18 protein-coding genes and 1 pseudogene are annotated in these 20,122 nt (G+C 39.5%); all 19 read right to left on the reverse strand.

Features of this window, described 5'->3' with window-relative positions; translation table 11 throughout:
- Positions 1 to 41 precede the first annotated feature (41 nt).
- Positions 42 to 317 (reverse strand): hypothetical protein, encoded by a 276-nt coding sequence (locus ACYQ21_RS06755; RefSeq protein ID WP_460056750.1) that lies wholly within the window; start codon positions 315 to 317, stop codon positions 42 to 44.
- A gap of 255 nt (positions 318 to 572) precedes the next feature.
- On the reverse strand, positions 573 to 1,415 hold the full coding sequence (locus ACYQ21_RS06760) for a helix-turn-helix domain-containing protein (RefSeq protein ID WP_460056752.1): 843 nt from the start codon (positions 1,413 to 1,415) through the stop codon (positions 573 to 575).
- 423 nt (positions 1,416 to 1,838) lie between these two features.
- A complete protein-coding gene (gene pflB / locus ACYQ21_RS06765; RefSeq protein WP_460056755.1) occupies positions 1,839 to 4,139 on the reverse strand; it encodes a formate C-acetyltransferase in 2,301 nt (766 codons plus the stop codon).
- 200 nt (positions 4,140 to 4,339) lie between these two features.
- On the reverse strand, positions 4,340 to 5,254 hold the full coding sequence (locus tag ACYQ21_RS06770; protein ID WP_460056756.1) for a magnesium transporter CorA family protein: 915 nt from the start codon (positions 5,252 to 5,254) through the stop codon (positions 4,340 to 4,342).
- A 23-nt stretch (positions 5,255 to 5,277) separates the two neighbouring features.
- Entirely contained in the window at positions 5,278 to 6,402 is a 1,125-nt protein-coding gene (locus ACYQ21_RS06775) for a VanZ family protein (RefSeq protein WP_460056759.1), read from the reverse strand.
- Between the two features lie 177 nt (positions 6,403 to 6,579).
- Positions 6,580 to 6,837, reverse strand: a pseudogene (locus ACYQ21_RS06780) (transposase); the annotation flags it as partial.
- A gap of 206 nt (positions 6,838 to 7,043) precedes the next feature.
- Positions 7,044 to 7,220: a hypothetical protein gene (locus ACYQ21_RS06785; protein WP_460056792.1), complete on the reverse strand. Its 177-nt coding sequence runs from the start codon at positions 7,218 to 7,220 to the stop codon at positions 7,044 to 7,046.
- Positions 7,220 to 7,390 carry a hypothetical protein gene (locus ACYQ21_RS06790; protein WP_460056762.1) on the reverse strand — a complete coding sequence of 57 codons (171 nt, stop codon included), beginning with the start codon at positions 7,388 to 7,390 and terminating at the stop codon, positions 7,220 to 7,222. The genes ACYQ21_RS06785 and ACYQ21_RS06790 overlap by 1 nt, the downstream gene beginning before the upstream one ends.
- Positions 7,391 to 7,569: 179 nt before the next feature.
- Positions 7,570 to 8,127, reverse strand: a complete 558-nt coding sequence (lepB, locus tag ACYQ21_RS06795) for a signal peptidase I (RefSeq protein ID WP_460056765.1) — start codon at positions 8,125 to 8,127, stop codon at positions 7,570 to 7,572.
- 73 nt (positions 8,128 to 8,200) lie between these two features.
- Positions 8,201 to 8,407 (reverse strand): DUF2969 family protein, encoded by a 207-nt coding sequence (locus tag ACYQ21_RS06800; protein ID WP_460056768.1) that lies wholly within the window; start codon positions 8,405 to 8,407, stop codon positions 8,201 to 8,203.
- A gap of 339 nt (positions 8,408 to 8,746) precedes the next feature.
- Positions 8,747 to 9,064, reverse strand: a complete 318-nt coding sequence (trxA, locus tag ACYQ21_RS06805; RefSeq protein WP_460056770.1) for a thioredoxin — start codon at positions 9,062 to 9,064, stop codon at positions 8,747 to 8,749.
- A 373-nt stretch (positions 9,065 to 9,437) separates the two neighbouring features.
- Positions 9,438 to 10,997 (reverse strand): ABC-F family ATP-binding cassette domain-containing protein, encoded by a 1,560-nt coding sequence (locus ACYQ21_RS06810; RefSeq protein WP_460056773.1) that lies wholly within the window; start codon positions 10,995 to 10,997, stop codon positions 9,438 to 9,440.
- Between the two features lie 522 nt (positions 10,998 to 11,519).
- Positions 11,520 to 13,856: an endonuclease MutS2 gene (locus ACYQ21_RS06815; RefSeq protein WP_460056775.1), complete on the reverse strand. Its 2,337-nt coding sequence runs from the start codon at positions 13,854 to 13,856 to the stop codon at positions 11,520 to 11,522.
- Positions 13,857 to 13,864: 8 nt separating this feature from the next.
- Positions 13,865 to 14,425 (reverse strand): CvpA family protein, encoded by a 561-nt coding sequence (locus tag ACYQ21_RS06820; RefSeq protein ID WP_460056777.1) that lies wholly within the window; start codon positions 14,423 to 14,425, stop codon positions 13,865 to 13,867.
- Between the two features lie 355 nt (positions 14,426 to 14,780).
- Positions 14,781 to 15,023 (reverse strand): DUF896 domain-containing protein, encoded by a 243-nt coding sequence (locus ACYQ21_RS06825; protein WP_460056779.1) that lies wholly within the window; start codon positions 15,021 to 15,023, stop codon positions 14,781 to 14,783.
- Between the two features lie 24 nt (positions 15,024 to 15,047).
- Positions 15,048 to 17,075 carry a glycine--tRNA ligase subunit beta gene (gene glyS / locus ACYQ21_RS06830; RefSeq protein WP_460056781.1) on the reverse strand — a complete coding sequence of 676 codons (2,028 nt, stop codon included), beginning with the start codon at positions 17,073 to 17,075 and terminating at the stop codon, positions 15,048 to 15,050.
- A 49-nt stretch (positions 17,076 to 17,124) separates the two neighbouring features.
- Positions 17,125 to 17,388 (reverse strand): hypothetical protein, encoded by a 264-nt coding sequence (locus ACYQ21_RS06835; protein WP_460056784.1) that lies wholly within the window; start codon positions 17,386 to 17,388, stop codon positions 17,125 to 17,127.
- Entirely contained in the window at positions 17,363 to 18,298 is a 936-nt protein-coding gene (gene glyQ / locus ACYQ21_RS06840; protein WP_460056786.1) for a glycine--tRNA ligase subunit alpha, read from the reverse strand. Before glyQ ends, ACYQ21_RS06835 begins: the two co-directional genes overlap by 26 nt.
- A 13-nt stretch (positions 18,299 to 18,311) precedes the next feature.
- On the reverse strand, positions 18,312 to 19,121 hold the full coding sequence (locus ACYQ21_RS06845) for a GIY-YIG nuclease family protein (RefSeq protein WP_460056788.1): 810 nt from the start codon (positions 19,119 to 19,121) through the stop codon (positions 18,312 to 18,314).
- Positions 19,122 to 20,122 lie beyond the last annotated feature (1,001 nt).

Here is a 20,122-nt window from a genome sequence, read left to right on the forward strand (position 1 = left end):
GTATTAAGCCCTGTAGCTGCCGTTATTTGTCCATTTGCTTTTTACCCTTGCGGATAAGCACTCTTCCATTTGCTTTCATTAATAAAATAATTCGGAAAACTAGAAGATTTCACATAATACATATTGTCAACTCTCCCAGATGTAGAGGTGGAAACACCCTCTGCATAAAAATATGCATACATCACAACATCACCAGATCTATTCAATCCATTATGCCCTGTAGCTTGTGTATATGCGGAAACTTTAGCAATTCCAATCACCAACAATGCGGCAACAAAAACAACCTTAAATATTTTTCTTGTCATTTTTTTAAACATATTCTTCTCCTTACGAAAACTAAACTGTTAATCTACAGACTTCTAATTACCATAAATCGTTCGAACTAATCTACAAGATTAATTTTATCACAGAAAAATCTACAAATTGCGATGTTTGCATATTTGCACCATTTAGAATTTCAAACATTTTAAATGTTAGAATAAATGTACTAAAGAAAAGGAGGAGAAACAGTATGTTTAATTTTCTATGTTCGCTTCTATGTCTTAATTTTTAGTCAAATCAAGACAAAACCACTAGCAATATTTCTTAATAAATAGGGTCATCCGCCTAGCCATCCCCGTTGCACCAAATCTCTTTAAAATTTGAATATCGTTCTGAATTTCAGCTAGAAGTTCAGGACTTTTTTCTTGCCTATACAAGGAAAATTTTTCAAAAATATGAAGAATAATCTTCTCTGACATATCCCACTCTGTCAAATAATCATCCATGCCTCTTTTCAACTTCTCGGCATACCTATAACTACCATGGCAAACTAAATTCACATACAAATTTACCAATGTTTGTTTAGCAAGAGCAGCATTACTGGCTATAATTTTAGAAAATTCGTCACTCTTTAAAATATCTTGACCAATATCATAAGCCTCTGCGTCATCTAACACTTCTAAACAATGCGCAAAAATCTCCATCTCATAGATCGTCCATTGTTTAACATCATTAAAGTGTTTTTCAATAAACTTGCGTTCATATTTAGTTATTAGCATCTCATCTGATAAATCAAAAATCGCACATTTAGCTACGACATTAAAAATTTTATCTTCATTTCTGACAGCTCGTGGTCTCAGTAAAGTTTTCAAACCCTCTACATCCCCATTAATGACATAGCGACTGATTTTTTTATTGAAAATCTGCAACCTATTCGGTAGGTAATTACCATGCCAGACAAAAAATTCCGTTGGCGTTAAGTCCAAACCATTTATCGCCATCAAAAGTTTATCTGCTCGTAATACCGTTTCCCCATTTTCAAAACGTGAAATCAAGGAATGGTCACAATATGCTGATTCAGCATCTCGCTGTGAATAACCCAATTTCTCTCGTGTTTCTTTGTAAAATGCACCTAACTCTAGTTCAATCGCCATTAGATTCCCTCCACTAATCACTCACAAGGTTAGATAGTTAGGCGCTAAACAAAAGTAAAGTAAGCGCTTTCGAAATACTTGCTACTTGCTACTTGCTACTTGCTACTTGCTACTTGCTACTTGCTACTTGCTACTTGCTACTTGCTACTTGCTACTTGCTACTTGCTACTTGCTACTTGCTACTAATTGTAACATTATCGGATAATTCTCGCAACATTGCATATCTTTAAGTTATTTTTTGTTAAGATTTCAAAAAATGACTTCTAAATATTAGAGTTTTCTTCTATAAAAAATCAAAGCATTATCAGTCATAATATTTTCGTTGCTTTTATTTTTTAATTCAAAGTAACACACCAATTACATTAACACGATTTCATACAAAAAATCTTGCCAAAATAATGACAAGATTTTTCATATTATAATTTAAACGTCCATTGACAAAACTTCGTGGAAGACACGATGTGTCAATTCATGTTTTTGTTCTTTTGTGAGGTATTTAGTGTTGACACAATAACCAGAGATACGAACGATGACATCTTCGCCATTAAGGATTTTATCTTTAACATCAGCCAAGTCCATGACGTTCAGATTCACATGTTGACCACCATCTTCAAAGTAACCATCCAAGACATCAACCAAGTTATCGACTTGTTCATCACGCGTTTTACCAAGCGCTTTTGGTGACACTTGTGTTGTCAATGAAATGCCATCATTGGCATCTTTGAATTCCAATTTTTCGAGTGTGCGAAGGTTTTGTAACCAACCGCCTTTGGCTTTATTAGATGGGTTAGCACCTGGAGAGAAGAATTCAACTTCGCTGATGTTAGATGAACCATCTTCGTTCAAGAAGACACCACGGTGAACTGGCGAGTTACCTGTTTGTTTAGAGTAAGCCACGTTAGATGTGATTGTCAACAATGACACAGTTGCTTCTGCATCTTTATGCAATTGATGGCTAGCCAAACGGTTGTGGTATTCAGCCATCAACCATTTTGCAATGTCATCCGCACGGTCATCATCTTCACCATAGCGTGGGAAATCACCGATTGTTTCATAATCGTAGATATAACCATTTTCATCACGGATTGGTTTAACTGTCGCATATTTGATTGCCGACAAGGTATCAACGGTATTTGCGAAACCACAGATACCAAATCCCATGTTAGCACGTTGGTGACTTGGCAAGAAGGCCATTTGAACAGCTTCGTAGTTATATTTATCCGTCATGTAGTGAATGATATTCAAAGCATCTACATACGTATCTGTCAACCAGTCAAGAGATTTTTCAAAGTTAGCTTTCACTTCATCAAAATTCAAAACATCAGATTTGATTGGGTCAATGTCGAATACTTTGTAGTCACGATGGACATCATCATAACCACCATTGATACCAGTCAAGAGGGCTTTCAAGACGTTAACGCGTGCGCCAAAGTATTGAATGTTGTGACGACCTTCTTCGTTTTCTGGGTCAAGCGGTGACACACAACAAGAGATACATGACATTTCACCATAACCTTCTTGTGCCATTGTTTTCACACCTTCGTATTGGATAGATGAGTGTTTATGACTCATGCTCATACAATAACGTTTGAAGGCATATGGTAATTCTTTAGCCCAAAGTACTGTCAAGTTTGGCTCTGGAGAATTACCAACGTTATCCAAAGTGTTCAAGAAACGGTAATCCATTTTTGTCACACGGTGTTTGCCATCGTTACCCACACCAGCCATTGATGTTGTGATGAAAGTTGGGTCACCTGAGTAAAGGGCATCGTATTCTTTTGTACGTGCAAACTTAACCGTCCGCAATTTCAAAACGAAATCATCCACAAACTCTTGGATTTCTGACTCAGTAAACGTGCCACGCGCTAAGTCACGTTCAGCAAAGATATCCAAAACGATTGGCACACGACCAAGTGAAGTCGCCGCACCATTGATCACACGACAAGCTGCCATGAAAGCAATGTTTGTCCATTGAATCGCTTCTTTAACGTTTTTAGCAGGTTGACGAACATCCACACCATATAAGTCACCAAATTTCGCAACTTCACCGAGCGCTTGGTATTGCATATTGATTTCTTCACGAAGACGAATTGTTTCTTCATTGATTTCTTTAATCGCATTCCAGTCAGTGAATTTTTCTTTCATCAAGAAATCCGTACCATAAAGGGCAAGACGTGCATAAACCCCAACAATACGACCACGTGAGTAGGCATCTGGCAAGCCAGTCACTGTGTGGGCATGACGCGCTTTTCGGATATTAGACGTATAAGCACGGAAGATACCATCATTAACAGTCGTCACATGTTTGGTATAGATTTCATGCATGAGTGGGTCAGGCGTGTAACCGTGCTCTTTAAGCGCAGTTTCGGCCATCCGAGCGCCACCTTTAGGCATGAATGACAGACGGAAAAGTTCAGAGTTTTGAAGCCCATAAATCAATTCATTGTCTTGGTCAATGTAACCAGCAGGGATATCTGCGATTGACGCTGCGCGATCAGTATCCATAGGGAACTGAGACGCTTCATAACGGTCTTTCGTTGACTCGATGATGTCTTTGATTCTTAAAGAACGTTCTGTCGGTCCTGCAAGGAAAGATTCATCTCCATCGTAATTTTTGTGGTTAGCTTTTACGAAACGTGAGACACTGACTTTTTCTTTCCAGTCTGTCCCCTTAAATCCAGCCCATGCTTCTTCAAAAACGTTTTCAGTTACTTCTGTTTTCATGTTTAGTCATCTCCTATTTTTGACGAGAACGGTGACATTCCCTCAGCCACCTGTTTTATACTACACAACCATTCTATCATACAGAAATCGGTTACACAAGTAAAAAACAAGGGTTTTACGACTTTCTTTTATGCAACAGATTGACAAAACGCTAATTCTGTACCAGTTTCGTTCCTGTTTGTATTAGTTCACAAATTAACTTAAAACATCCGTTTTCGCCACATAATCCGAAACACAAGCCAAGAAATCAAAGTGGCTACCATGATAATCAACCAAAAAGCATATGAGATATTCTGAAAAGGCAATTTAACATTCATCCCATATAATCCGGCAATAATCGCTGGAATCGTCATGATAAATGTCGCACTTGTCATGATTTTCATCATGATATTCAAATTATTGGAGACGATATTTGAAAAGAGGTCACTCAAGTTTTCAAGCAATTTCAATTGGATTTCAGTGGTCGTCAAGGCTTGAGCTGCTTCAACATAGATATCAAAAATACGATCCGAAAAGCCATTTTCACCTTGAGCTCTCAGATAGGCCATCATTTTTTGATAGACTTTGATATTATCTTCAAGCGCTGCTTCAAAATAAATCAAACTTTTTTGCGACCGAATAATTTCCATAATTTGCGCATTTTCCTGAGAAAACGTTAACTCTTTCTCGATAACCTTCATGCGCTTTTTGTACTGAGCCAGATACGTATTGAAAGAACGGCCAAGTGTACTCATGATTTGAAAAATCAGTTCATGTTGGTAACGCATCACATCGTAATGACGCTGAAAAATCGGTGTCAAATCATAGTCACGATTCAAGGATAAAATCACAAGCTGTTTCTCAGGGTTCACAATCAAAGAAAAGGGATAAACTTCTGCTGCTTCATCGACCACACAAGGATATTGCAACAACAGTAAAAGATTATGATGGTCATCCCTCTCAAACCGCGCATTTTCATCATCATCCAAAATTCCTGCAATATAGTCAAAGGGAAAATCATAGGTAGTTGCAAGAAGCCCAATTTCTTCTTTCGTAGGCTTGGTCACAAGTATCAAATCAATCGCAGCAGTCGATTGATTCAGGGTATTTTTTTCTAACTTATAGTTTGTAATCATAGGGTAATTATAGCACGTTTTAGCTACTCCTCTGTTTTATTTTGATAGGTCGACGCTAGGCGTGTACCTGACAAGATTTCGTGGCAAAATTGTTTGGTAAACAAACTGACGATTAAACTCAAAACAAAAACGAGGATTAGAAATCCCCCAAACAGGGATAGAAAATAATAGATGCCTAGCTCAGATGCGACAACTGTGCCAGTCTGATTTAACACATAAAGTTCCGACGAAAACAAGCCGACGACCAGAACATAGCCAAATAAATTTCTCATTAGCACCCGCACAATACCTGCTTTTCCTCCCGACTTATCAGTTAGTTGTAAATGGGTCAACCTTTGACCAAGGGTTGACCACCCGATAAGTTCTGGCAGGACAACCCATAAAAGATAAAACAGGATGCCAACAAACTGATTGGGCTGCCCGACAATCAAGTTATAGGCAACATTACAGACAACAATCACAATCACATCCAACAAGACAGCCACACTTTTACGACTGACAGAGACTTTATGACTTCTCTCTTCTAATATTTCAACGATGGCTTCTTTTTTAGGCAATAATTTCCCGAGGGAACCTGAAATCAACCAGCCCAACATGGCACCACAGGTATTTAAGAACAAATCGTCGACATCAAAGAGACGATAAGGACGCGGATAGAGCCCAAATAAGGCTGAATGCTGAATCAACTCAAAGGATAGTGTCAAACCAAAAGATAGCACCAGACTTGTTAGAAAGCTTTTTTTATACTGGTAGCGTAGGAACATTCCAAAAGGCAAGGTTAAAAGCAAGTTGAAAAACGGCTGGATAAACTGAGAACTTTTAGCGGCCTGTGACCACGTGCTCGGCTGCGTCAGGACAAAGCCAGAGTAGTTAATAAAATCGGCAATAAAATCAAACAGATGAAAATTTTCGGTTGGTCCTGTCATCTGCCTGACTTGCTCAACCGTAGGCAGGGGTAAAATGGTCAAGGCATAAGCGCAAAGGATGTAAAAGACGAAAGCGTAGTTGACACCAACTAGCCAACCTGATATGGCACCATAACGATGATACTGCCTGATTAATAAAGGGAGCAAGAGTAGGATTGCCAGAAAAGGAAACATCACGACAATCAGACGAATGGAAGAAATGTAGGGTGCTAGGTTAGCCATAAGAATCTCCAATAAAATAGTGATACGCATTCAAGCCTAAAATCGAAACACAAGATTTTGTGCTTGAATGTTTATAGTCTCATTATAACAAAAAAAGAACCCCGAAAGGTTCTTCAGACTGCAGACAAAAGAGGCTGGGACAAAAGTCCACAGTCACTGAAAAAATATCCAATCAATTTAGATTGTGCTAGTTTGCTTTTTCTCTGTTCGACAATTCACCATCAGTTTTCTGAGATTAATCGCCATCAAGGCTAAACCAATCTCTTGTCTAACCTTGTCTTTCCCTCTGACCGAAAATCGAGTGAAACCCAAATTAGCCTTCAGATGGGCAAAGGCAGGCTCTATATCAATCTTACGTTTGCCATAGAGTTTTCCTGTCTCTTTTTCTGAAAGCAATTGCTTAATATTTAATTTAAATGACTCCCACTTTGTATTTTTCTTTTCTTAAGATGAAGTTAGCGACTTGTTTACGTGCTAATTTGATTGGTTTTCTTCAAGAACGTAAAATTTTACGTTTCTGCCCGTTTGGCTCATAATCATTTTTTGCATGAGTTGCTCAACTGCTTGAGATAACTCATCTTCAATGACCATCAACTCCTGTGTTGATGGTTCAGGTTCAATTGAAGGAATAATTTCATTGCTTAAAAGCTCTTGATAAAGGGCTCAGACTTTTCGATAAGCGTCGTACGAAAACGTTCAATAGATTTTTTCCAGACAAACGTAAACTTGTTGGCATTGTCTTCAAGTTTTGTCCCATCAACCAATTTTTCTTCCGAAAAAGTTGATTGGGTATAGGCGCACAAAATCGGTTTGAGCATCATTCTAGGGTGAAAAAAGGACAGCCTGTTTCTTGCTTAAAAGTTGTGAATTTTTCTTCAGGCATGTTTTCAATCAGTTCATGAATGGCAAAGCAAATATCATCCTCTGGCATCATTATTTCTAAATCTAGTGGTAAAATGACCTGTTTCATGTTATAATTTTTATGCATAAAGAACAACTCCTGACTTTTGGGATTAGACACTTTAATTGTACAGAATTTTATTTTTTTGTCGAAAAGTTACACAGAAATAGGCTATGAACGTTTCCGATTAACATCGGAAATGGTTCATAGCCTATTTTTTAGAGGACTTTTGTCCCAGCCTCCAGAGGATCGGTCACCAGACCTCATTAATTGTCATAACCATTCTCAATCTTCGCTTCGTCATTTTCGACAAAACCGAAATCACTGATCGGAGCATATTTAAACTTGAGTTCGCCTAGGATGTCTTTTTTGGGAATCGCACCAAATTTTCGGCTGTCATCTTGGACATCTCTGGCATCATTTAAAATCCAGTAGCTTTCTTTGCCTAGCTTATCTTGACGAAAATCTGTTGTAAAATCTTCATCATACATTCTCAAATAGGCCGTTTGATTGGCTTTTATGTAGGGTTCTTTCAGAATTTTCTGATTAACATAGACGATATTATCCATGGCGACAACACTTTGACCGGGTGTGCCAATAATCCGCCCGACATACTTTTTACCATGATGACGATAAGCCACCAAGTCTAGATTATCAAGCTGAGTGCGTTTGATGGCAAAGACTTGCGTTTTCTTGGGCAAAATAGGCGCCATATTATTATTATGAATCCGAATTGGCTCTAGAAAAAAAAGTCGCAAAATAGTCAACACTGCGACAAGGATTAGGCCAATCAAAATATTGCGATATAAGTCTCTCTTAACCATTTAGCTAAAACTTTCTAAAATAAAAGCGAACGTATCACGTTACCGCTCTTATTTTCTTGTGAGTGGGGATGGCTTATAAAGCCAAATTATATGTTTTGATTGCTTCTTCCAAGGCTTCTGGATAGTTCTTAAATGTCTTGATATGTTTACCATTGACAAAGACATCAAAGCTATCATCAGCAGTATTTTTGATCTCAGCGACCGTCTTCTTACCAACCGTTAGAAGCACGCCGTCTTTACTATCAGAAATTTGAATTTCTGTTTCTTTTTTCTTACTCATGAACCCTATTATACCTAAAAATGTCGCATTTTTCAAGTCAAGCATTTTTACTGTATGCGCTTCACACCAACCTTGCTAATGCTAGTGATGATACATACTGTGATGAAAACTTAAGAAAAAGAAGCTGGGACAAAAAGCCTAAACATCGAAAGAGAATGCGACTTTCGCTTCAAATTAGCTGTTCTTCCCCCCCCCCCCGATTTCGTATTCTTTCTTATAACATAGCTAGTTGTAAGACCATTTACCAGAGATGATGCAAAAATAGACTAGAACCAATTAACATCTAAAATGGTCATAGCCTATTTTTTAGAGGACTTTTGTCCCAAACTCTTTTTTAGATTAGGCGTTTAATTCTGCCAAGATTCCTTTGATTTGATCTTTGGTATGCACACCTGCGACTTGTTTAACCACTTCGCCATCTTTTTTGAAAAGGAGCGTTGGAATGCTCATCACACCAAAAGATTGTGGTGTTGCTGGATTTTCATCCACATCCATTTTTACAATTTTAAGTTCGCTTTCGTCTAATTCTTCTGAAAGCTGATCAAGAATCGGTGCTTGCATGCGACAAGGACCACACCATGTTGCCCAGAAATCTACGAGTACGATGCCGTCTTTTGTTTCTTCTTGAAAAGTCGCATCTGTTACTTCTACTGCCATTTTGTTCACCTCTATTTATTTTACTAGCTCTATTCTACCTTAAATTTTGATGTTTGTCCTAAAATTTGCACGCAAATTGTCAAACCGTAAAAATCAACTCAAATCTATCGTAAAAGTCAACCAGCTCAAGTTTTTTTTCATGCATCTCTGCAGTTGAAATTGAGTTCCGGGTTATTGTAACTTCGGTTATAAAACTAAAAAACGTCACTATCAGTACAGCAGTAGTTATGCTAGACTTATTTTTAATCGAGCAATCTCAGGACTGTCGACCTAGACTTGACCACTTGTGTCAATTATTTTCAAAAAAACTTGACTTGAGGTCGGTTAAGCAATTTTGAAGCCAAAAAAATAAGACTTGCGTCTTACTTATTGTTTAGACAACTTTTGTCGTCCAGTCTTCACAATTAATGATATCAGTTGCAATATCTTGGTAAAATTCTGGTTCGTGGCTGACCATGAGAATAGTACCTTTATAGGCTTGAAGGGCGCGTTTAAGCTCGTCTTTGGCATCCACATCCAAGTGATTGGTCGGCTCATCCATGACCAGGATGTTAGACTCATGGTTCATGATTTTACCTAGGCGCAGTTTCGACTGCTCACCACCGGATAGAACGTAGACGCGACTCTCGATTTGCTTAGTGCCAAGACCACATCTGGCTAAGGCTGCACGGACTTCGGCTTGATTGAGCGTTGAAAACTCGTCCCAGTAGTCATCCAAGACTGATTTTTGGCTCGGCGTTTTATCTTCCTGAGCGAAATAGCCGATGATTTGAAACTCACCTTGTATCACTTCTCCTGATAAGTGTTGAATCTCACCCAACAAAGACTTGAGTAAAGTTGATTTTCCGATACCATTAGAGCCTGTAAAGGCGACTTTTTGGCCACGTTCCACTAGCATGTTGATGGGGCTTGAAAGTGGTTCTGACGCTTCATATCCCAAGACCAAGTCCTTGGCTTCAAAAATGAGCTTGCCTGATGTGCGGCCTAATTTGAAGTCAAAACTTGGTTTGGCTTTTTCCTGAATGGTCTCGACAAAGGTCATCTTGTCCAACTTCTTCTGGCGCGCCTTAGCCTGACCAGATGTTGCGACGTTGGCTTTTTTCTTAGCGATGAAATCTTTGAGTTTGGCTGCTTCCGCTTGTTGGGCGTCCGCGAGTGAGGCTAGCTGTTTTTTCTTCTCTTCGAAGAGGCGCTCGAAATTATGGTAATCGCCCACATAACGGTCGATTTTCTGCTGGTTAACATGGTAGACGATATTGATAACGTCGTTCATGAAGTCAACATCGTGAGAAATCAAGACAAAGGCATTTTCATAGTTTTGCAAGTAATTTTTCAGCCAGGTGATGTGTTCTTCGTCTAGGTAGTTGGTTGGCTCGTCTAGGAGTAAAATGTCTGGCTTTTCAAGCAAGAGTTTACCGAGTAGAATTTTTGTGCGTTGACCACCTGAAAGATCCGCCACGTCTTTGTCAAGTAAGTCACCAAGACCCAAGCCACGCGCGATTTCATCAACCTTGGCATCAATCAGATAAAAGTCTGAATTGTCCAGAGTGTCTTGCAGATCAGCAGCTTTTTCAAGGGATGTTGTCATCTCGTCATCAGACATGTCACCCATGCGTGCGTAGATGTCGTTCATCTCACTTTCAGCGTCCAATAGGTACTGGAAGGCTTCTGATAAGGCTTGACGGGTCGTTTTTCCTTTACCAAGCGCTGCGTGCTGATCCATATAGCCGACACGGTGTTTGCTTGACCAAGTGATTTTGCCTTCGTCTGGCTGCAGATTGCCGATAATGATGTTCATGAAGGTTGATTTTCCTTCACCATTTGCCCCGACAAAGCCAATGTGCTCGCCTTTTAATAGGCGAAAATTGACATCATCAAAAATCGCACGATCGCCAAAGCCATGGCTCAGTTTTTGAACAGTTAATATACTCATCTTTGCTTTTGTTTCTCCATCTGTTTCCAAGTTTACTTTCTCTATTTTAACAGAAATTTTTGGAATGGGGAAGGGTGGATCAGTTCATTACACGGTCGTTTCATGATTTTAACTTTTCTGAAAAATACACAAAAATCAGTGATTTAAATTTTTAATTAGTATATTTTGCAAGTTATTTTCATAAAAATATTCAAAAAAGGACAATATTACTGAGTGTATTGTTCGAATATTCAAATAATAACTATTCTTAGATGCTATTCCTTTGGAAAATTTGATATTTTTTTAAAATATTCGGAAAAATACATTTTAAATTGAATTTATGAAACGGCCGTGAGTTCATTAAAATAGCGCTTTCATTTAAAAATATACTTTTAAAATTAGATCGTAACACCTTATTCTAAAAGACTTCCTAATTAAATAAATAGTATTTATCAATGCAATGTTTTTATAAAAAATCCCTTAACCTTTTTTACTTTCATATAAAAAAAGCCTAGACTGCTAGCCTAAACTTTTCAATAATCTCTACTTCAACGTCACAATACTAGCCCCACTACCCCCAGCATTTTGAGGTGCATAGGAATAAGACTTGACATGGCGCGAGCGTTGCAGATACTCTCTTACCATATCACGAATCACACCCGTCCCAATGCCATGGACAATGGTAATCTGGTGCAGATTAGCGAGCAAGGCCTGATCCATATAGTCATCCAACATCTTCTGCGCCTCCTCATAGCGGACGCCACGTAAATCAAGTTGGGCTTTGATGTTAGAAGTAACCGTCTTTTTAACAGCCTTGGTCTTCGTTTTCTTAACCGTTTCTTCCGGTTCAATCGGTTCAAACTCGTCTTCTGAGAGCTTAGTCGTAATCAAGCCCATCTGGACTTCCCAACGACCGTCTCTTGCCAGTCTGACCAAGTTTCCGCGTTGATTGTAGGACAGTACCAAGACTTCAACACCTGGTTTGAGACCACGCTTGGCCTTAGCTTTTTTGAGGACTTTATTTTTCGATAAGTCGACAATTTCAGGTGCTAACTCACCTAATTGGTGCTTGGCATCGATGATTTCGTGCGGTTTGAGTAACGATTTTTCCTGCAAGTTTTTCAGGATATTATCGGCTTCTTCAACGGCTACTTTGACGATGTCTTGCGCTTCTTGGCGCGCTTTATTCAGCTCTTTTTCGCGGTCGCGGTTAAAGGTTTCAAGCGCACGTGACAAGTCGTGATGTAAAAGCTCATTATCCTTTTCTAACGCCTTAATCTGTTTAGCTGACTCAGTCATCTCTTGATTTTTTTGCTCTAACGAGGCAATCATAACGTTAACATCATGCTCATCCTCGGTCAAAAATCCTGCGGCTTCCTCCAAAATCTGAGATGGCAAGCCTAAACGCCTCGAAATTTCAAGCGCGTTCGAACGTCCCGGTACACCTTGAACCAAACGATAGGTTGGGCGGAAGTTATCCAAATCGAAGGCCATCGAAGCGTTCTCCACGCCGTCTGACTCGACCCCATAGGCTTTTAACTCAGGATAATGCGTAGTGGCGAGCGTTTTCGCGTGCTTAGCTTTAAGAAAGTCTAGGATTGAAATCGCTAGGGCTGCGCCCTCTTTAGGGTCGGTTCCGGCACCGAGTTCATCGAAGAGGACAAGGCTCTTGGCATCCACCTGATCCAAAATATTAACGATATTGGTCATGTGACTTGAGAAGGTCGACAGGCTTTGGGCAATCGATTGCTCGTCGCCAATGTCAGCGAAAATCTCCTTGAAGATGCCGACTTGACTGCCTAAATCAGCAAGAATTGGCAGACCAGACTGCGCCATCAACTGGGCGACACCCAGTGTTTTCAGGGTAATGGTTTTACCACCAGTATTGGGTCCAGTGATGACAATCGTTTCAAGTGTCTGATCGAAAAAGAGATCATTTGCCACCACGACTTTGGAGTCAATCAAGGGATGTCTTGCGGCATAGAGCTTGATGGCTTTATGGTCAGAAATAAGTGGCACTGACGCTTTTTGGGCGATTTGATAACGATACTTAGCATTGATGAGATCAATCTGACCGATCAACCACGTATTTTGACGAATATCGTCAATGTGTGGCTTAATCGCTTCAGCCAGCTCCCGCAAAATGCGCGCGACTTCGTTTTTTTCTTCAATTTTCTTTTGCGCAATATCATTGTTAAGTTGGACAACACGATTTGGCTCGATATAAAAAGTCTGACCCGAAGCACTCATGTCATGCACAATCCCGGGCACTTTATTTTTACTATCACTTCTGACGGCCAAAACTGGACGACCTTGACGAATGGTGATGATACTCTCAGTCAAACTAGACTGAGATTTTGAGAGGATTTCAGCCAAAATTTTCTTGACTTCCGCATCACCTTTTTTGATATTTTGACGTAATGTGTACAGTTTATCTGATGCTGTATCAGAAAGCGCACTCGCAGAATCAATGACTTGTAAGAGGCCTAAAAGGTAAGCAACATCGACAAATTTATCAAGGGTCTGTCCTAAAACAGGAAAATTGACATTAACTGCTTGTTCAAAAAAACGCCGCGTTTCATTGGCTAAACGCAGAACTTTTTTGATTTTCGCAAATTCTTGACTAGCCAGACTCGCATCCAACTCAATTCGACGGAGGATTTCCGTCAAATCAGCAGTGTTGGACAAGGGGACTGGGCCATTTTCTTGAACAATCGCACCAAATTCTGACAGCTCGTCAAACCATTTCTGGATGCGTGCTTTATCTGAGATGGGAGATAGGTGTGCCATTTCGGCCTGACCTTGTGATGTCGATAATGACTGCGCAAGCTGCGCTTTGATCTGGTCAAACTCTAAAATGTCTAGTATTTTTTTATTCATTATAATTTCTATACTTTAATGTGGGTGACCTGTGTGATAAAGGTTTCTTGTAGCCAACCAGAGAAAAACGGTGTGTTCACTAGCATGAAGCGGGCTAGCCCGCTACCCATCAATTGATTTTGAACTAAGGGAATCGGAATCGTCGACAAAATCATCAAGCCAAGTGACAGGATAAAATAAGCACAACAAACAGCTAAGGCGCCTGCAAGGATATTGCCAGTCTTACCGAGGATGATTTTATTTTCAAGGGCACCGAGAAAAATGCCGATGACACGCACAATCCCGTAAACCAAAAGAAAGATAGCCATAAATGCTAAGGTCGCATAAAAAACATGGTCAACCTCAAAAAGGAGCTTCGCTGTATAAAAAGTTAATTTGCTGTCAGAAGTGGCTGAGGCAAATGGCACCCATAAGGTTATTTTTTTACCTAGCTGTTCATAATTTGTGAGTGCAACAAAAATCGCTGCCAGCGTTCCTAGCGTGTAAAAACCTTGAAGTGCAAGACCACGCGACTGACCAACCAAGTAAGTCCAAACTAAAGTTGCTAAAATTAAAATCGTGATAATCATAGCATTATTATATCATAAAAGGCGCTGTTTGGTATTTTTGATTTCAAGTAGTATCAAGATATTCATCGTACCTTAGATGTTTTTGACGGATTAAGCGATGAGATTCAACACAATGTCCGCGTTGCGATGACGGTCGAACAGGCGCTTTAGTTTTCTATGATGTGAGCCATTAGTAGTTTGAAACAGACTTGGATAATTTACCGAGACAAGATGCCTTGGAAAAGGATAGCCCTACTTTTAGAAAACGTAGACCGAGTAAAGAAAAGTGACCTAATCCGATTGCAGAAAAAATCACTTCACACCTAAGAAAAAAAGATGCCAGAAATGATTTCCAGCACCCATTTTACATGATTTATTATAAGGTATCACGCAAGCCTTTATCAAATTGCGCTTTCTTAGCTTTTTCAGGCGTGATGTCATTGCCATCTGGGTCTACGACCTTGATTGACTCGACATGATGGCGCAAGCTTGATTTAACGCCAGCAATATAGGCTTGGCGAAGTTCAGCTTGCTCAATTGTCTCAGCTTCTGTGAGGCCTCCCGCTTTTTTCTTGCGGGCGAGTTCATTAATTCGTGCAATATCTTGAGGTGTTACCATCTATTTCCTCCTTTCTGCGCTTGATTATTTCGTATTAATCAGGGTGAAATCAGCGATTTGTCCTGCTTTTCCTGCGATGTCAGCAAGCAAGCTCAAACGGTTATTTTTAAGAGCTTGGTCGTCTATCATGACCATGGTGTTATCAAAGAAATCACTAATTGGCGCTGATAAGGCGAATAAGTTGCTGATATTTTGTGTGCTATCGTCTGTCAATATCAAGGCTTGGTTAGCCGCAAACAACGCTTTTTCAGACGCATTTTCGAAGAAACTTTCGTCAATTACTGGTGCTGTTTCAAGTTTGCTTGCTAAGTTAAAGACACGCGCCAAGTTTTCGACTGATGTTTTAAAATCTGCATCACTTGTTTTCACATCAATGGCTTGGGCTGCTGCTCTTAACCCTGCTACATCAAGCGAACCAGTCGCTAAAACTGCTTCGATGATGTCATAGCGTGCTGCGCCCTCAAGCATCTTAGCCACACGACCATTGATAAAGGTCATGACGTCAGCTTTACGGTCATAGTTGAAATCATTCAAGTCTATTGTATAAAGTTCGTTGATAAGCGCGTCTAGCTCGATGTCCCATTGTTGCGCTTCAATAATTCGTAAAATCCCTGCTGTCGCGCGACGAAGGGCATACGGGTCGTTTGAACCACTTGGAATTAAGCCAACGGTAAAGAATGACAAAATTGTATCTAGTTTATCTGCAATGGCAAGGACGGCACCAATTTCAGTTTGAGGCAGGTCTCCGTCAGCTGATGTTGGCATATAGTGTTCCCGAATACTTACTGCGACTGCTGCATCTTCGCCTGCAAGGCGGGCATATTTTTCACCCATGACACCTTGCAACTCGTCAAACTCACCGACCATGCCTGTTAAAAGGTCAAATTTGTAAATATCAGCAGCGCGATCAAGTTTGGCATCATAGTCTGCTGGCAAATTAACTTGCTGACGTAATTTCTCAGCGATCAGTTTCACACGTCCCATGTGGGCATGGACTGAACCGATTTTTTCATGGAAAGTGACTTTTTTGAGTTTCTCAACCAAGTCAGAAATTTTGAGTTTTTGGTCTTCACACCAGAAAAATTCAGCATCTTCAAGACGCGCAACGAGAACTTTTTGGTTCCCTTTGGCAACATTCTCAATGTGCTCAGCATTCCCATTTCTGACTGAAATGAAATGTGGTTGGAGGTTACCTGTTAAGTCACGCACTTCAAAATAACGTTGGTGTTCGCGCATGGATGTGACTAAAACTTCTTCTGGCACTTCCAAATATTTGGCATCAAAATCACCCACGAAGGCTGTTGGATATTCTACTAGGTTATTGACTTCTTCTAAGAGGCCTGGTTCTAGGTAAATCTCCCAGCTATTGGCTTTGGCAATCGCTGAAATTTGTGCTTGGATAGTAGCTTTACGAGCGGTTGCATTTGCTACGACGAAAGCTTGTTTCAGACTTGCTTCATAATCTGACGCATTTGCCAAAACGATCGTATCGTCGAATAAGAACCGGTGGCCGTAAGTTATATTACTAGCTGTGACGTCGAGCAGGTCAAATGGCACGAGGTCAGTGTCGAGCAAGCTGACGAGCCACTGGATTGGGCGGACGAAAAGGAAGTTGTTGTTGGCCCACTTCATGTAGGTCGAGAAGTTCATTTTGCTGATGACATCGCTGCCGATTTTGGTCAAAATGTCTGCTGTTGCAATGCCAGCGATGTGTTTATTGGCATAGTAGTAATCGCCTTTTAGAACCAAATCATCTGGTGTGACACCTTGACCACGCGAGAAACCTTGGATAGCTTTTGACCAGTTGCCCTCTGCATCTTTGGCGATTTTGGCTGATGGGCCTTTGACTTCTTCGTCGATTGATACTGAAGCATCTGCTAGACCATTAACCAAGACGGCCAAGCGGCGGGGCGTTGAAAATTTAGTGACACTTTCAAATGTCACACGGTTTTCTGTCAAAAAGTCTGCCATGCGCGTCGCAAGCTGTTGAGAAGCAGCACTTACAAGGTGCGCTGGCATTTCTTCTAAGCCAATTTCGAGTAAATAGTTCATTTTATTCCTTTCAAAAATGTTGATGTTTCTAGAAACTGTTAATTTAATCTCACGGCATAACACGTACAATCATCGTATTAATCAGTGTCAAAATAGCTAGCGATAAGTTAATCAAACTAAAAATTTTAAAAGGCCATTTTTCGGCATTTCGAACCTGAAATATCGTGCCAATGCTAGAAACAAGCCAAATAATAAGTAAATAATGGTCATTTTCAAATTTGTGAAAAATCCAAAGATTCATAAAAATCACAACTGAAATAACGGTATAAAAACCATAAATTACCTTATCAATCTTTTTCAGTATATTTACCACCTTCACCCAGATATTTATCGCGTAGTTCTGAATCTTTCAAGAGTGGGAAGCCGAGTTTCGCACGTTCATTGATGAAAGTACGTGCCACTTGACGCGCCATCGTCCGCACGCGATGCAAATAACCGGCACGCTCAGTTACAGAAACTGCACCACTCGCATCTAACAAGTTAAAAGTATGGCTTGATTTCAAGATGAAATCATAGGCCGGATGGACGAGACCCAAATCAAGTAATTTCGTCGCTTGTGCTTCATAAGTATCAAATAACGTCAAGAAAGTATCCGTTTCGATCTCCTCAAAGGCAAATTTTGAATGTTCATACTCAGGCTCCGTAAAGATATCGCCATAAAGCACGCCATTGCCCCATTCAAGATCATAAACCGATTCAACCTCTTGGATATAAGACGCCAAACGCTCAAGACCATAGGTAATTTCAGACGTCACAGAATCGACTTCAATCCCGCCGACCTGTTGGAAATACGTGAACTGCGTCACTTCCATCCCGTCCAGCCAAACTTCCCAGCCAATCCCAGCCGCACCCATTGACGGGTTCTCCCAGTTATCTTCGACGAAGCGAATATCATGCTCTAGGGCATTAATGCCCAATGCTGCGAGGCTATCTAAATAGAGCTGTTGGATATTTTTAGGAGAAGGCTTCATCACCACTTGGAATTGGTGGTGTTGAAACAGGCGGTTTGGATTCTCACCATAGCGACCATCTGCTGGGCGACGTGAAGGCTGCACATACGCCGCATTCCACGGTTCTGGACCATTAGCACGTAAAAAAGTATAGGGTGACATCGTGCCTGCACCGACTTCATTATCGTAGGCTTGCATGAGATTAGCACCTTGCTTACTCCAAAATTCTTGGAGTGTTAGGATGATTTCTTGAAATGATAGTTTGTTCGACATTGTTTTCCTCACTTTAAAAATTTATTTCTATTTTATCTTCTAAATGCAACCATTTAGCAATTTTCCTTATGGCATAACTCGTTTGAGCATTAGATTGATTGACATACAAATAAATACCTGATTGAATTTCAAAGGTCGCAACTTGACCACTAGGGAATTGATTAGGTAAATTCCCTAAATTATTTTTAGAAGTTGCTTTACCTTCAATCACATACTCATCCAATTGTTTTGGATATTTTTTTAATAAATAAGCAACAAATTGAATTTCAACCTGTCTCGGTGATTGACTTGAAAATATTTGATTTTCAAATTTGACAAAATAAGTCGTTTTATCTTCAAGCGTTTCAAGTTTTTGGCTATCATATAAGTCAATGTTAGCAACATCTTCGATAATTTCTTCAAAAATATCTCTGATTTCGTCAGCCTTGATTTGATTCAATTTTTGAATTTTACTGCTGTTCCCACCAGTTCTATTAGCCATATCAAAACCAGATTCTGAAAAGTTATTGATATAATGTTTTTCAAGATAATCTAATTGCGATTTGTCAATCAGACCATCATTTCTACCAAAAAACAAAGCACTAGTCCACCAATTTTTACCTGTTTCATGCTGATTTAACCTCTTAAAAATAGCATCACTCGCTTGTCCTACATAGCGTTTGTTTTCGCCGATTAAAATATAAATACCTGGCCTTTTAGATTCCTCAACTTTTTTTAATTTTTTGAAATCTTCCCGTTTAAAGTTGACGACATAAATCGGTTCTTTCTCATAAATCGAAATATCATCTTGATTATCATTCGTTATAAATATATTTCTAACCAACTCATGCCTTCTTTCTCATATCAATCAAAAAACGTCCTGGTGTCAAAAATAATCTTGACATCAGGACGTCTCATCAAATAAAACGCGGTTCCACCTGAATTCTTGATTGCTCATCAATCAAGCGCTCATATTCAATTCAAGCTCCACCCGCGCCACTTGGTTTCATTGCTTTAATTCATTATACTCTATTTTTCCTTTTTTGCCAATGTTTTTGTCCGATTATTTCTTAAGAAGATAGGAATGTTCTCACCCTTCCATTTGAAAGAGTGTTACCGCTTATATCGTGTTGTGTTTTATGGGAAGATGTAACATAAAAAAGCTAAAGACAATGGTTATCTTTGAATAGAGATGAGCCGAAAAATTTCATCATCTCTTTCATTATTCTTAGCACCTTTAGTTTCTCTTGTTCATTTTCTTCTGAAATAAAGGAGAGATTCACAAAAGATTTCTCCATGCTTAGTTTAACGAGTTTTCAATTTGGTTATTTTCAATGTTTTAAACCTAAAATCAATTTTTGAGCAAAATTTGACAATAGAATTTTAAAAGTGGTATAATAAGCTTGGCGAAACGTAAGTATGTTGTAGCTAAAACACAAATCCCCCAGAGACTGTGAATCTCTGAGGGATCTTTTTTTCACTAGATGCGACAACTAGCGTGTGGCTTGTTTAAGGGCACACCTTAATCATCATCTTGCTTGTCAAGCCAATAAGCAACTAGTATCGAAACAAGTTCAATGACTAGACCGGATGAAAATTAACGTAAGTATACTGTAAATCACTAAAACACCTCCTTCTACGTTGCGACGTACAAGGCAGCGAGCCCAAGGATTATTATATCACAAAACTCAATACGATTAAGTACTAATTTCAGTAAGAGCACGGTCGTTTCATAAATTAGTCTTGAAAAATTAACCAAAAGTGCTACACTGCCATTAGGAGAACAATATGACACTACAAGAAAAATTTATGATTATAGAAGATTCACGAGATGAAAGATACGTT

Source organism: Pseudolactococcus yaeyamensis (assembly GCF_054658615.1).